This is a genomic window from Burkholderia sp. BC1 (genome assembly GCF_052683555.1).
This window is the reverse complement of the sequence record NZ_JBQYLP010000009.1, coordinates 59,682-72,389: the sequence shown is the minus strand read 5'-3', so window position 1 is coordinate 72,389 and position 12,708 is coordinate 59,682. Positions and strand designations below refer to the sequence as shown.

Sequence of the window (12,708 nt, the reverse complement as noted above, 5' to 3'; positions counted from 1 at the left end):
CGCGATCGAGGTGACCGCGAACGGAACGCGCCGATCACGCGTCACTCGGCGCCCTCTTCGTCCATCATCTTGCGCAGCAGAAACTGCAGCGCGACGCGCTCGCCCGGATTGAGCGTCCCGTACGTGCGTTCCGTCACCTGACGCGCGAACGGCACCGTGCGGTCGATCAGTGCGAGGCCGGCGGCCGTCGCACGCACGAGCAGCTTGCGGCCATCGTTCGGATCGGGCAACACCTCGATCAGCGCGCGCGTCTTCAACCGCTCGACGACGCCGCGTATCGTCGCCTGGTCGATCGCGGTCGCCTTCACGATGTCGTTCAGCGAACTCGCCTGCCGCTCCTTCACCGCGCACAGCGTGACGAACTGCGCGGCCGTCAGATCCGAATCCGGAATCGCTTCCTGGAAGATCGCGACGTGTCGCTGATACGCGCGGCGCAGCAAGTGCCCGATCTGGTCGTGAAAGTCGTAGGAATCCCTGGAAGACGCCATGAAAGTCGCGGCTCGCACCGCATGAAAACGGAAAGACATGGAGTGTACACCCTCAAATCGGCGCAAGCGGTGCATGGCGATGCTTCATTGCGGTGCGTCAACAGACGGCGGCGCGATGCGTGCGGCTGGCGCGCGCATCGCGGTGTAACGAGCGCCGCGCGACTCCGGCGCGTTCGGTGCATGAATCGCACGCATCGCTACGCCGCGCCCCCGATCCAGCGTACACGCGCCATTTTCGAGCGTAGTCATACAATTTTCCTGCACGCTTCGTGCCTCGTAACGGTGCCAATCATTCCCAACGAAACTCAGCCGAATATCGCGTTTACACCAGTGTTTTCGATACCTTTCCGCCTGTCGCGCGCTGCGCTTCCGGAGCCCGCCGAGATTTCTTATTTTATAGTGTGTACGCTCTTTAATTGGCGTGCTATACAGACTCAAGCGCGCGCCGAAGCACGCTCGCGTCGACCCTCGAGCCATTTCCTCCGTCACTTACGAACAGGGGTTATCCCATGTCTACCGCCCACCCGAGTGCCGCCGTCGCCGCCGACGACGCGCAGCACGGCGCGCTCTACCGCAAGGTCACGCTGCGCCTGATCACGCTGTTCTGTCTGTGCTATTTCGCCGCGTATCTCGACCGCATCAACATCGGGCTCGCGAAGCTGCAGATGCTCGACGCGCTGAAGTTCAGCGATGCCGTGTACGGGCTCGGCGCCGGCCTGTTCTTCGGCGGCTACATCCTGTTCGAGGTGCCGAGCAACCTGATCCTGCAACGTGTCGGCGCGAAGCTGTGGATCGCACGAATCATGATCACGTGGGGGCTGCTGTCGGGCGCGACGATGTTCGTGCAGACGCCGATGCAGTTCTATGTCGTGCGTTTCCTGCTCGGCGCCGCGGAAGCCGGTTTCCTGCCGGGCGTGCTGCTGTATCTGACGCAGTGGTATCCGGACGCGCGTCGCGCGCGGATCGTCGCGCTGTTCATGGTCGGCCTGCCGCTGTCGAGCATGATCGGCAGCCCGATCTCCGGCTGGATCATGCGGGCGTTCGACGGCGTGCACGGGCTCGGCGGATGGCAGTGGCTGTTCCTGCTCGAAGCGCTGCCGTCGGTACTGCTCGGCTTCGCGGTGCTCCGCTGGCTGCCGAACCGGATCGAGTCCGCGCAATGGCTGAACGACGACGAGAAGCGCGTACTGCGCGCCAACCTCGATCGCGATCCGTCGGGGAACAAGAGCCACGCGCTCGGTCGTGCGTTCTCCGATCCCAAGGTATGGGCGCTCGGGCTGATCGACCTGTGCGTGCTGCTCGGGCTGTACGCCGTGAGTTTCTGGCTGCCGACGATCCTGCGCGACACCGGCGTGAAGGACGCCTATCACATCGGCTGGCTGATGGTGATTCCGAACGCGGCGGCCGTCCTCGCGACGCTCTATTGCGGCGCGAGCTCCGACCGCGCACGCGAACGACGCTGGCATATCGTCGTGCCGTTCGTCGTGTCGGCGGTCGCGCTGGCGATCGCGGCGACGTCGTCGCACGGCACGGTCGGCACCGTCGTGCTGTTCTCGCTGATCAACGCGGGCGCGGCCGCCGCGATGCCGGTCGTGTGGGCGCTGCCGTCGACGTTCCTCAAGGGATCGGCGGCCGCCGGCGGCATTGCGTTCGCCTGCTCGATCGCGAACCTCGGCGGATTCGGCAGCACCTACTTCATCGGCTGGCTGCGCGACACGTTCCACTCGCAGAGCGCGGGCCTCTACGCGTTCGCCGCTTGCATGCTGATCGGCTGCGCGCTCGCGCTCGCATATCCGGCCAAGCTCGTGAACCGGTAAAACGCATGCGCGCGCAACGTCACGGCATCGTTGTGCGCGCATCGATCGTCGATGTGGGAAACGCTGGAAAGACGATCGTTTAAAACGGTTTCGCGTGTCGTGACCACTTACGCGATGCTGCATGCCGCATTGCATCGCCACCTTTTTACAATCGTCGGAACGATCGCACGCGCGCATCATCGTGCCACCGAACGCACGCGCGATCGCACGATCGCCATCGCACCGCCGCATCGTCGCGCGGCCGCCGTTTCACTCGTCCTCGTGCCGAACGGGCACGCTCTTTGCGACTTGGTCGCGCCTGCCGACCCGGCAGACGACTACTTCCCTGAACCCGGCGTTGCGCCCCGCGCGAACGATTCGCGCGGCAGGACCGCATCGCAAGCAGGTTTTCTGAACGAGAGGACGACATGAAATCCATTCGAACTTTGGTGGCGCTGTGCTCGGTGATCTCCGTACTCGCCGCATGCGGGGGAGGCGACGGCAACGACCTCGGTACCGAACTCGGGATCTCGAAGCCGCAGGCGCGCTTCATCAACGCGGTGCCGGCCGGCCCGAACCTCGACTACTACCTGAACGCGAAGGTCGACGCGTCGGGCGTCGCGTACAAGGGCGTGACGCGGTATCACGACATCGATTCGGGCGGGCAGACCGCGAGCTACGACGTATCGGGAACGAACACGACGGTCGCGTCGCAGTCGTTCAATGCGGCGAACGGCCATCACTACACGACGATCGCGCTGCCGAGCACGTCGTCCGCGATTTCGGTCGTCGACGATCCGTATGACAAGGGCCTGCTCTCCGACAAGGCGCGCGTGCGCAGCTTCAACGCATCGCCGAACGCGCAGAACGTCGACGTCTATGTCGTGCCGCCGAACACCGACATCACGACGCAAACCCCGACGCTGACAGGCGCCGCGTACCAGAACGCATCGCCGCCTTCCGGTCAGGACTCGGTCTATCTGAACGGCGGCACCTATCAGATCGTCGTGACGACGGCGGGCAGCAAATCGCCGATTCTGAAGACCGCGCCGGTCACGCTGAACAACAACGCGGACTGGCTGATCGTGACGATTCCGTCGGGCGGTATCGGCGACGTCACGCCGAACGACATTCACGTGCTCGTCGCGCAAGGCAACGACGCCGACACGTCCGCACAGGAACTCGGGCCGCAGTAACAGGGCCCACGATGCGCTGCCACCGGCAGCGCGGCCCGCGCATCGCCTGGTGCGCGGGCGGCTTTCTTCCTTTCTTCCTTATTCGATCCGTTCCAGACAGATCACGTGCTCGGCGCGGCTCGAATCGCCATGCGGGACTTCGACATCGCCGACGTGACGCACGCGCCAGCCGGGGCGCGTCGCGATCAGCGGCATGTTGCCGTCCGGGCGGCTTTCGATGCCGCCGAGCCCCTCGTCCGGCGTGTCGACGCTTTCGTCGAGCGACGCATTCGAATAAATCACGTTGTCGTGCCACTTCGACGCGCCGGTCCGGGCTTCGAGGCCCTTGCCGTCGACGTCGACCGCGTTGTCCGTCATCGCCATGTTGGCGTTGTCGATCGTGACGATGCGGCCGCCTGCGCGGCGCACGGGATCGCCGCTGTCCACCGCGTGCGCATCTCGATCGATCGGCGGCAAGCCGGTCGGCGCCTTGCCCGCGACGGCCTCCGGCGATAGCGGCCGCTGCGCGAACTCCTTCGCCTGGGTGGCGGCGCTCGGCATTTCGTGGCCGGCCGCCGGCGTTTTCGCGGGGCTTTGCGCGATCGTTTCCTGCTGCTGTTTCGGGGTAGGGTTCGATTCGGCGTTCTGCATCACATCTCCTGTCCCGGCTGCGCGCACCGGCGCCGAGCCGGCACGCCGCTCCGGGAATCGCTACACGGTCCTTGCAAATCTTTCATGCGACGGGCACGGCGCGGCCCGGCGCGTCGACGCGCCCCGGCCGGCCGTCGCAGCGGCGCGCGAGCCGCGCGCCGCGACGCGTCCGTCAGCCGCCGCTCGCGCCGCTCGGCGTCGACGCCGCACCCGGCATGCTCGCGCCGGTATCGGCCCCGGTGCCGGCCGCGCCGCTGCTCGGCGTGCCCGACGGCGCGGTCGCCGGCGCGTTCGACATGCTGCCCGACGACGTCTGGTCGGAACTCGTGCTGTCCGATTTCTTCTGGCAGCCTGCGCCTGCCGCCATGCCGGCGATCAGGACGCCGGCGAAAACGGCTCGGCATACGTGACGAAATGAATATCGCTGCATGACACCTCCCGCTGATGTCGGTGGATGGGAACTCGTTCACGAGCAATACGCGTACCGGCCTGGCCATTCGTTTTTCAGATGAGGGCCAGCCGAATATTTAATTTCCCATCGCGGGACGCGCCCACCATACTCGCGAACGAATCCCGACCATAACGGTCACGATGCGGTGCGCAACGCCGTCTGCAGCCGCGACCGGGGCCGGATTGCCGATACGGAAGGAGACACCGGCGTGCAACTGGAAACTGCCTGTCGCGCAGGCATCGTGCTCGGCGCTGGCGACGCGTCGCATCGAATCGACGCGGCCCCGCGTGGTCCTGCGCCGGGCCCGCGACTGCGCACTCGCGCTCGCGGCGCCAGCGCTAGCGCCGGCGCATCGCCGCGACGGACCGCGACATGCGTGAGCGCGTAGCACCGCACGTCGCCGAGCGCGACGCCGACGCCGACGCCGCAAACACGCTCGACATGCTCGATGCGCGGCTGATGCGCATGCTGCTCGTGCTGCTGACCGAGCGCACGGTGTCGCGCGCGGCCGTGCGGCTGAACATGTCGCAGCCGGCGACGAGTGCCGCGCTGAAACGGCTGCGTACGCTGCTCGGCGATCCGCTGCTCGTGCGCAGCCGCTACGGGATGGTGCCGACCGAGTTCGGCGGCCGGCTGATCGAGCCGCTGCGCAATGCGCTGCGCGTGATCGACTTCATCCGGCTCCAGCAGCCGCGCTTCGACGCGCGTACGTCGGTACGCACGTACCGGATCGGCTGCCCCGACTATCTGAACGTGCTGTTCGTGCCGAAGCTCGTCGCGCTGTTCCGCGCACGTGCGCCGCAGGCGCAGCTCGTGTTTCATCCGCTCGGCGACGGCTTCGACGACGAACGCGCGCTCGCCAACGGCGAACTCGATGTCGTGATCGACAATCGCCCCGCGCGCGGCGCGCGATTTCGGCAGGATCGGCTGTTCGACGACCGGATCGTGTGCCTGATGCGCGCGACGCACCCGCTCGCGCGGCGCGGCGCGATCTCGGCCGCAGAATTCGCCGATGCGCCGCAGCTCTGCCCGACGCCGTCGTGGCTCGAAGCGTCCGGTGCGATCGACCGGCAACTCGAGCGCGTCGGACTGCGGCGGCGCATCGTCGTCACGCTGCCGCACTTCGAGCTGGCCGCGCATGCGCTCGTGCGCTCGGACCTCGTGCTGACCACGACGTACCGGCTCGCATGTCATTACGCGAAACTGCTGCCGCTGTGCGTCATCGCGTTACCGGCCGATCCGCCCGAGGTCGGCTATCGGATCACATGGAACGAAGCGGGTTCGTGCGTCGACGGCGTGCGCTGGCTGCGCGAGCTGATTGCCGAAGCGACGCGCAGTTGGTTCGATGCCGAGGCTGCGCAGCCGGCCGTCACGGCGCTGCCTGCCGCGGCGACGTCGGCTGCATCGACCGCCGCGACGTCCGAACCTGCGCGCGCACGGCCGGGTGGCCGTCCGTCACGTTGCACGTCGCGCTCCATTCGGACCGCGCGCTGCGCACGTCACACACGTATCGCGTCGAAACCGCACTGACCGTCGCGCCGTACGCGCGATCGCACGCCCGCTGCGCTTTCTTATGATGTGTGCCGCGCGAACGCAAGCAGCACCGACAAGGACACGATCGACCCGATCGTCGACAGCAGGATCGTGCGCGACGTCACCTGCGCTTCGCGTCCATAGAATTCCGCGAGCATATAAGGCCCCGTGCCGGTCGGCAGCGCCGCGAGCACGACGGCGATCTGCGCGAGCACCGGCGGCAGCGCGAACACGCGCACGCCGAGCCACCATGCGAGCGCGGGCTGGACGAAGAGCTTCGTCGCGGTCAGCGCGATGCTGCCGCGCGGCGTGTCGCCGGATGCCTCGCGCTTCTCCGCGAGAAACAGCCCGAGGCTCACGAGCGCGCACGGGCTGGCCGCCGCGCCGAGCAGCTTCAGGAACGTCTGCGCGGGCGCGGCGAGCGTCACGTGGGCGGCCGCGACACCGACGCCCGCGAGCGGCGCGACGATCAGCGGATTGCGCAGCAGCGCGCCGACGACCTTCCACATGAGCCTCAGCGGCGCGCGGTCGCGCTGCAGCCCGATCTCGATGACGACGATAGCGCCGGCGAACAGCACGCAGGCGACCAGAATCGTCGCGATCGTGGTCGGCGTCAGGCTGTCGGTGCCGAAGGCCAGCAGACACAGCGGAAAGCCGAGATAGCCGGTGTTCGGATACGACGCGGCGATCGCGTCGATGCTCGCATCGGCGAGCGGCCGCCCGGCGAGCACACGCCATATGAGCACGCCGCCGAACACGGCCGCGCAGGTCAGCGCGAACGTCGCGACGAAGGCCGGCTGATAGAGCTGATGCCACGAGGCCTGCGCCATGATCTGGAACAGCAGCGCGGGCAGCGCGAGCCAGACGACGAACCGGTTCAGTTCGGACGCGGCCGCCGGACCGAGCACGCCACGCTTGCGGCACAAAAAACCTGCCGCGATCAGCCCGAACACGGGCAACAGAATCTCGATCGTCGATGACATCTTGGACACGCTGCGTGAAACCGGAACGCGCAAGCTTAATGGTTCCGCGCGGCTGAGTCCAATGTGCACGCCGATGAGCACGGCTCGCCCCGCCTGTCGCAACCGGTTGTGTAAGCAACTTGTATGCAGCGTGCGGGCCGCCGAATGCCGCGGCGGCGCAGTACGAATATGCATTTCGCGATTCGATGTTTGTCTGCGCGAGGCCGAATCCGTAATCTGCCCGTCAGCCGCGCACCCCGCGCGGATGACCGAGGACCCGCCGCCATGCATTCGTCTCCGTCCCGCAGCCGACGCCGCGCACTGCTGCGCGTCGCGGCCGTCGCCGCCGCACCGCTGACCGGCAGCCTTGCGCGACCCGTGCGCGCAGCCGGCACCGATGTGTCGGGCGTCACGCTCGTGCTCGGCGATCAGGCAGGCGGCCTGCGTGCACTCGCCGAAGCCGCACGGGTGCTCGACGGCGTGCCGTACCGGTTCCGCTGGGCGAATTTTCAAGGCGCCGCGCCGCTGTTCGAAGCGCACCGCGCGGGTGCGATCGACCTCGCGCCGGCCGGCGACCTGCCCGTGCTGACCGCCGCGCTTGGCGATCCGGCGCTGCGGATCGTCGCGACGCGCGTCGGCTCGCCGACCTCGCTCGGCATCGTCGTGCAGCCCGACTCGCCGGTGCGCACGGTCGCGGACCTGAAGGGACGCACCGTCGTCGTATCGTCGGCGCGCGGCAGCATCTCGCAGTATCAGCTGTACGGCGCGCTGCGCGAGCACGGGCTCGCCCCGACCGACGTCGACGTGCGCTTCGTGCTGCCCGTCGATGCGTTCGCCGCGTTCGAGGCCAAGCAGATCGCGATCTGGGCGACCTTCGATCCGTACTACGGCCATGTGGTGCGGCGCGGTGCGCGCGTCGTGCGCGACGGCAGCGGCATCAATTCGGGACTCGCATTTCTCACGTCGCCGGTCGACACGCTGAACGATCGCGCGAAACGCGCGGCGCTCGCCGACGTACTCGCACGGCTCACGCGCGCCGGTCAATGGGCGCTGTCGCATCCGGCCGACTACGCGAGCGTCTATGCGTCGCTCACGCGCCTGCCGCCCGATGCAGCCGCCGATATCGCGCGCCGTGCGGCACTCGCGCAGCGCAGCGTGTCGCGTGCCGATATCGACGTGCTGCAGCGCGTCGCGGACCGCGCGGCGGCCGATGCGATCCTGCCGAAACGGGTCGATGTCGCGTCGATCGCGATACCGAACGTTTCCGCGACGTAGCGCACGGCGCTCAGCCCTCAGCGCGGCTTGGACATGTCGAGATCCGGCACGTCGTCGCCGAACGTCGAGGCGACCAGCGTGCGCATTGCGGCGACCAGCAGCGTCGGCCCCGACTGGTTGAACGTGCAGCGCTCGCCCGCGGCCGGCACCGCGCGATGCAGCACGGCGCGCCACGGGCCGCTACCGCCCTCGCGCTCGAACGCGGCGAACGGCAGCCGCTCGACGATCGGGCCGCCGTCGGCCCATGACGACGACGGCGCGAACGGCACGGGCGCGCCGCCCGGCTGGCCAGCCACCGTGCAGCCCGACGCGTCGACGCGCGGCGCGGCGCGATCTATCGCCATCGCCACCCAGTAATCGAGCGCCGCGCCCGTCAGGTCCTCGACTTGCATGCCCGCCTCCGCTCCGTATCGACCGGCGGCACCGCGGCCGCCGCGCGCGCCGCCTATCCGCGCCACCGTCTTTGATCTCCGCATCAACGCGATAAGCATAGTTCAAATCGTTGTTTGTCCGTGCCGGGAGCGTCATCGAGAATGACCCGACGGGTTCGCGCCCGGTTTCGTTCCCCTAACGTTTCCACTTCGATCGATCCATGCTTCCACTGCGTCTGCTGCGATCGCTGCTGATCGCCTCCGTCTTCGCGCTGCCGGCCGCCGCCGCGCACGCGGACAAACCCGCCGTCATCCGCATCGGCGTCGCGCAGCAAGGTGCCGGCGACCCACCGACCTTCGGCGGCTCGTCCGCCGCGACCGTGCAATTGCAGCAGCTCGTCGAGAAGGAATTCGCGGCCGACGGCATCAAGGTGCAGTGGCTGTTCTTCAAGGGCGCCGGGCCGGCCGTCAACGAAGCGATCGCCAACAAGGCGCTCGACTTCGCGTACCAGGGCGACCTGCCCGCCGTGCTCGCGCGCGCCAACGGGCTCAAGACGCATCTGCTGCTCGCCACCAGCGTCCGCTCGGGCGTCAAGATCGCGGTGCCGCCCGATTCCGACATCAAGTCGATCAAGGACCTGAAGGGCCGCCGCGTCTCGATCTTCCGCGGCACGAACCTGCAGCTCGTCGCCGACAACGCACTCGCGAAGAACGGCCTCGACGAACGCGACCTGCGCGTGACCAACCTCGACACCGCGAGCGCGCTGGTCGCGCTGGCGTCGAAGGGCATCGACGCGTCGGTGAACGACTATCAGCTGTACAAGCTGCGCGACGCGGGGCTCGCGAAAATCATCTACGAATCGCAGAACGACGGCCCGCAGTTCACGCGCCAGACACACCTGCTCGTGCTCGACGATTTCGAGCGCGCGCATCCCGACATCGTGCAGCGCGTGGTCGACGCGGTCGTGAAAGGCGCGCGCTGGTCGTCCGACGAAGCGAACCGCGATGCGCTGTTCAAGCTGTGGGCGAAGAGCGGCGTGCCGGTGTCGTCGTGGCAGGCCGACTATGCGAACCAGCGCCTGAAGGATCGCCTGTCGCCGCTGATCGACCCGTTCCTCGTCGCGCGCTACAAGGCCGTCGCGCAGGATGCGCTGCGGCTGAAGCTGATCCGCCAGCCGATCGACGTCGACGGCTGGTTCGAGCCGAAGTATCTCGACAACGCGCTGCGCGCGCAGAAGCTCGAACAGTACTGGCCGCGCTACGACGCGTCCGGCAAGCCGCTGTCCTGAACCGGAGCCGCCGATGAGCGACACCGCGATCCCGATCCCGTCGTCCGACCCGCATGCGCTCGGCGCGTCGTCGCGCCGTCGCGCGGCCGTGAAGCGGCTGGCGTGGCTGCTCGCGCCGTGGGCGCTGCCCGCGCTGCTGTTCACGCTATGGAGCATCGGCAGCGCGCGCGGCTGGATCGCGCCGCAGATCCTGCCGCCCCCCGATCAGGTCTATCATGCGCTCGCCGAACTCGCGGCGAGCGGCGATCTCCTGCGCCATACGCTGATCAGCCTGCAGCGCGTGCTGGTCGGGTTCGCGGCCGGCACGCTGCTCGGCTTCGCGATCGGCGCGGCGCTCGGCCTGTCGCGCACGTTCGAAGCGTACGTGCTGCCGAGCTTCAATGCGCTGGTGCAGATTCCTGTGCTCGGCTGGCTGCCGTTCCTGCTGCTGCTCGTCGGCGTCGGCGAGCCGCTCAAGTACCTGCTGATCGCGCATGCGGCATTGGTGCCGGTCACGCTGAGCACGCTGCAGGGCTTTCGTCAGACGCCCGCCGCGCTCGACGAGGTCGCGCGCGGATTCGGCTACACGCGCCGCCAGCGCATCGTCCACGTCGTGCTGCCGGCCGCCGTGCCGACGCTCGCGACCGGCGTGCGGCTCGCGTTCACGAAGTCGTGGCTCGCGCTCGTCGTCGTCGAGCTCGTCGCGTCGTCCGAAGGGCTCGGCTACCTGATCGTGTACGGCCGGCAACTGTTCCAGCTCGATCTCGTGATGGCCGCCGTCGTCGTGGTCGGCGCGGTCGGCCTGCTGATCAACCGGCTGCTCGACGCGCTCGAAGCGCGCCTGCGGCGCGGCGTGCCGTCCGCGTTTCGCGGCTGACGCCATGTGCCGCGCTTCCCGAGGAATCCTGTCATGCCGCATTCTGCTACGCCGATATCGCACGACGCGCAGCGCGCTACCGTCTTGACGCGACGCCGCCATGCGCCCGACTGGCGCGGCCTCGTGCTGCCGCTGGCCGCGCTCGCGATCTGGTGGGCGATCGCATCCGCGCACCTGATCAACAGCGGGCTGCTCGTCAGCCCCGCCGACGTGCTGCGCACGGCATGGACGCAGATCGCGAGCGGCGCGCTGGCCCGCGCGCTATCGGCGTCGCTTGCGCGCGAAGCATGCGGCTTCGCGATCGGCGCGACGGGCGGGCTGCTGCTCGGCACCGCGCTCGGTCTGTCGCGCATCGCGACGCGCATCGTCGGCCCGAGTTTCGACACCTTCAAGCAGATCTCGCTGTTCGCATGGATCCCGCTGATCTCGGTCTGGTTCGGCCTCGGCGACGTCGCGAAGGTCGTGTTCCTGTCGCTCGCCGCACTACTGCCGGTGGCCGCGCATACCTGCGACGGCATTCACGCGGTGCCGCGCGCGTATGTCGACGTCGCGCGTGCGCTGCGCTATTCGCGGCTTCAGCTCGTGCGCGACGTGATCCTGCCGGCCGCGCTGCCGTCGATCTTCACCGGGCTCTACCTCGGCCTCATCTATTCGTGGCTCGCGACGCTCGGCGCCGAATACCTGCTCGTCGCCGGCAGCGGCATCGGCAACACGCTGATCGACGGCAGCGAGCAGTTCCGCATGGATCTCGTGCTGTTCGGCATCATCGTCGTCGGCGCGACCGGATGGGCGCTGAACGCGCTCGCCCGCGCGCTCGAGCGCAAGGTGCTCGCGCGGCGCGGCGACCTGAACGCCTGATCGTCCCTTTTCTCCGTGACTTCCTACGCCTGCTCCGCCATGACGACCCTCGCCTCCGATTCGCTCGACATCCTTCACGTGAGCAAACGCTATGCACAGCGCGGTGCAACGCTTGCCGTGCTCGACGACGTGTCGCTGCACGTGCGTGCCGGCGAGTTCGTCACGATCGTCGGGGCGAGCGGCTGCGGCAAGTCGACACTGCTGCGGCTGATCGCGGGGCTCGACACGGACTATGCGGGCGAGATTCGCACGGGCGACGAGGTCGTGCGCGACACCTCGCTGCAACGCGGCATCGTGTTCCAGGACCATCGGCTGTTCCCGTGGCTGACCGTCGCTCAGAACATCGAGGCCGCGCTGCGCAACGCGCCGCTCGATGCGCAGCAGAAGCGCCGCGCAGTGGCGGACCACATCGCGCTGGTCGGCCTGAACGGCTTCGAGCACGCGTATCCGAACCAGTTGTCGGGCGGCATGGCGCAGCGCGTCGCGATCGCGCGCGGCCTCGTGAACCGTCCGCGCGTGCTGCTGCTCGACGAGCCGTTCGGCGCGCTCGACGCGCAGACGCGCGCACGCATGCAGAACGAGCTGCTGCACATCTGGGAACAGGAACGCATCACGATGATCCTCGTCACGCACGACGTCGACGAGGCCGTCTATCTCGGCGATCGCGTCGTCACGATGGCGCCGCGCCCCGGCCGCATCGAGCGCATCGTCGACGTCGCGCTGCCGCGCCCGCGCCGCCGCGATTCGGCGGAGTTCGCGCGGCTGCGCGCCACGGTGCTCGCCGACTTCGACGACGGCGGCGACGACGATCGGCCGGGCGGCACGCCTGCGCGGGCCGATAAGCCGCACGCGCAGCGGATCGGCGCGTGGCGGCTCGCATGGTAGGCGCACACGCACGCATCGTTGCATCGCACGCCCGCGCATATCGATCGTTCGCATCCGCACGCTAAGGTTGTGACGATTGATCGGTTCCGGTTCCGCGCGGTCCCTGCTTGAATGGAAA

Annotated in this window: 14 protein-coding genes; 10 read left to right on the top strand and 4 right to left on the bottom strand. The window is 68.3% G+C overall.

The features are described 5' to 3' along the window. Positions 1–41 precede the first annotated feature (41 nt). Positions 42–488, bottom strand: a complete 447-nt coding sequence (locus ACSHSS_RS06635; protein WP_006399733.1) for a MarR family winged helix-turn-helix transcriptional regulator — start codon at positions 486–488, stop codon at positions 42–44. 509 nt (positions 489–997) lie between these two features. Here ACSHSS_RS06635 and ACSHSS_RS06630 point away from each other — a divergent pair. From ACSHSS_RS06630 to ACSHSS_RS06620, 3 genes are read left to right on the top strand one after another with little or no spacing between them, the layout of a single operon-like run. Beyond that, a complete protein-coding gene (locus tag ACSHSS_RS06630; protein ID WP_054317796.1) occupies positions 998–2,305 on the top strand; it encodes an MFS transporter in 1,308 nt (435 codons plus the stop codon). Positions 2,306–2,356: 51 nt separating this feature from the next. After that, positions 2,357–2,716: a hypothetical protein gene (locus ACSHSS_RS06625; protein WP_445544750.1), complete on the top strand. Its 360-nt coding sequence runs from the start codon at positions 2,357–2,359 to the stop codon at positions 2,714–2,716. Next, positions 2,713–3,480, top strand: coding sequence for a DUF4397 domain-containing protein (locus tag ACSHSS_RS06620; protein WP_039218802.1), 768 nt, complete (start codon positions 2,713–2,715; stop codon positions 3,478–3,480). The genes ACSHSS_RS06625 and ACSHSS_RS06620 overlap by 4 nt, the downstream gene beginning before the upstream one ends. A gap of 78 nt (positions 3,481–3,558) precedes the next feature. Here the strand turns inward: ACSHSS_RS06620 and ACSHSS_RS06615 are convergent, their stop codons facing one another. After that, entirely contained in the window at positions 3,559–4,110 is a 552-nt protein-coding gene (locus ACSHSS_RS06615) for a DUF3005 domain-containing protein (protein WP_445544749.1), read from the bottom strand. A 71-nt stretch (positions 4,111–4,181) separates the two neighbouring features. On the opposite strand from ACSHSS_RS06615, the gene ACSHSS_RS06610 reads away from it, so the two are divergent. Both ACSHSS_RS06610 and ACSHSS_RS06605 read left to right on the top strand, forming a co-directional pair. Then, positions 4,182–4,520 carry a hypothetical protein gene (locus ACSHSS_RS06610; RefSeq protein ID WP_039218805.1) on the top strand — a complete coding sequence of 113 codons (339 nt, stop codon included), beginning with the start codon at positions 4,182–4,184 and terminating at the stop codon, positions 4,518–4,520. Positions 4,521–4,933: 413 nt separating this feature from the next. Further along, a complete protein-coding gene (locus tag ACSHSS_RS06605) occupies positions 4,934–6,091 on the top strand; it encodes a LysR family transcriptional regulator (RefSeq protein WP_445544748.1) in 1,158 nt (385 codons plus the stop codon). Positions 6,092–6,132: 41 nt separating this feature from the next. On the opposite strand, the gene ACSHSS_RS06600 is transcribed toward ACSHSS_RS06605, so the two are convergent. Then, complete coding sequence (locus tag ACSHSS_RS06600; RefSeq protein ID WP_155821956.1) at positions 6,133–7,077, bottom strand: AEC family transporter; 945 nt, start codon at positions 7,075–7,077, stop codon at positions 6,133–6,135. 264 nt (positions 7,078–7,341) lie between these two features. Between ACSHSS_RS06600 and ACSHSS_RS06595 the strand changes: the two genes are divergently transcribed. Further along, entirely contained in the window at positions 7,342–8,331 is a 990-nt protein-coding gene (locus ACSHSS_RS06595; RefSeq protein WP_105773445.1) for an ABC transporter substrate-binding protein, read from the top strand. A 17-nt stretch (positions 8,332–8,348) separates the two neighbouring features. Here the strand turns inward: ACSHSS_RS06595 and ACSHSS_RS06590 are convergent, their stop codons facing one another. Further along, positions 8,349–8,723, bottom strand: coding sequence for a phage protein NinX family protein (locus ACSHSS_RS06590; RefSeq protein WP_445544747.1), 375 nt, complete (start codon positions 8,721–8,723; stop codon positions 8,349–8,351). A gap of 200 nt (positions 8,724–8,923) precedes the next feature. Here ACSHSS_RS06590 and ACSHSS_RS06585 point away from each other — a divergent pair, with 200 nt between their 5' ends. From ACSHSS_RS06585 to ACSHSS_RS06570, 4 genes are read left to right on the top strand one after another with little or no spacing between them, the layout of a single operon-like run. Continuing rightward, positions 8,924–9,991 carry an ABC transporter substrate-binding protein gene (locus ACSHSS_RS06585; protein WP_445544746.1) on the top strand — a complete coding sequence of 356 codons (1,068 nt, stop codon included), beginning with the start codon at positions 8,924–8,926 and terminating at the stop codon, positions 9,989–9,991. A 13-nt stretch (positions 9,992–10,004) separates the two neighbouring features. Then, positions 10,005–10,847 (top strand): ABC transporter permease, encoded by an 843-nt coding sequence (locus ACSHSS_RS06580; protein WP_445544745.1) that lies wholly within the window; start codon positions 10,005–10,007, stop codon positions 10,845–10,847. Positions 10,848–10,880: 33 nt separating this feature from the next. After that, entirely contained in the window at positions 10,881–11,705 is an 825-nt protein-coding gene (locus ACSHSS_RS06575) for an ABC transporter permease (RefSeq protein ID WP_445544744.1), read from the top strand. Positions 11,706–11,744: 39 nt separating this feature from the next. Next, positions 11,745–12,590, top strand: a complete 846-nt coding sequence (locus ACSHSS_RS06570; RefSeq protein WP_445544743.1) for an ABC transporter ATP-binding protein — start codon at positions 11,745–11,747, stop codon at positions 12,588–12,590. Positions 12,591–12,708: the final 118 nt, after the last annotated feature.

Excerpts from the sequence above, each read along its gene's own strand:
- ACSHSS_RS06635 (WP_006399733.1), bottom strand. The coding sequence starts at position 488 with ATGGCGTCTTCCAGGGATTCCTACGACTTTCACGACCAGATCGGGCAC.
- ACSHSS_RS06630 (WP_054317796.1), top strand. The coding sequence starts at position 998 with ATGTCTACCGCCCACCCGAGTGCCGCCGTCGCCGCCGACGACGCGCAG.
- ACSHSS_RS06625 (WP_445544750.1), top strand. The coding sequence starts at position 2,357 with ATGTGGGAAACGCTGGAAAGACGATCGTTTAAAACGGTTTCGCGTGTC.
- ACSHSS_RS06620 (WP_039218802.1), top strand. The coding sequence starts at position 2,713 with ATGAAATCCATTCGAACTTTGGTGGCGCTGTGCTCGGTGATCTCCGTA.
- ACSHSS_RS06615 (WP_445544749.1), bottom strand. The coding sequence starts at position 4,110 with ATGCAGAACGCCGAATCGAACCCTACCCCGAAACAGCAGCAGGAAACG.
- ACSHSS_RS06605 (WP_445544748.1), top strand. The coding sequence starts at position 4,934 with ATGCGTGAGCGCGTAGCACCGCACGTCGCCGAGCGCGACGCCGACGCC.
- ACSHSS_RS06600 (WP_155821956.1), bottom strand. The coding sequence starts at position 7,077 with ATGTCATCGACGATCGAGATTCTGTTGCCCGTGTTCGGGCTGATCGCG.
- ACSHSS_RS06595 (WP_105773445.1), top strand. The coding sequence starts at position 7,342 with ATGCATTCGTCTCCGTCCCGCAGCCGACGCCGCGCACTGCTGCGCGTC.
- ACSHSS_RS06590 (WP_445544747.1), bottom strand. The coding sequence starts at position 8,723 with ATGCAAGTCGAGGACCTGACGGGCGCGGCGCTCGATTACTGGGTGGCG.
- ACSHSS_RS06585 (WP_445544746.1), top strand. The coding sequence starts at position 8,924 with ATGCTTCCACTGCGTCTGCTGCGATCGCTGCTGATCGCCTCCGTCTTC.
- ACSHSS_RS06580 (WP_445544745.1), top strand. The coding sequence starts at position 10,005 with ATGAGCGACACCGCGATCCCGATCCCGTCGTCCGACCCGCATGCGCTC.
- ACSHSS_RS06575 (WP_445544744.1), top strand. The coding sequence starts at position 10,881 with ATGCCGCATTCTGCTACGCCGATATCGCACGACGCGCAGCGCGCTACC.
- ACSHSS_RS06570 (WP_445544743.1), top strand. The coding sequence starts at position 11,745 with ATGACGACCCTCGCCTCCGATTCGCTCGACATCCTTCACGTGAGCAAA.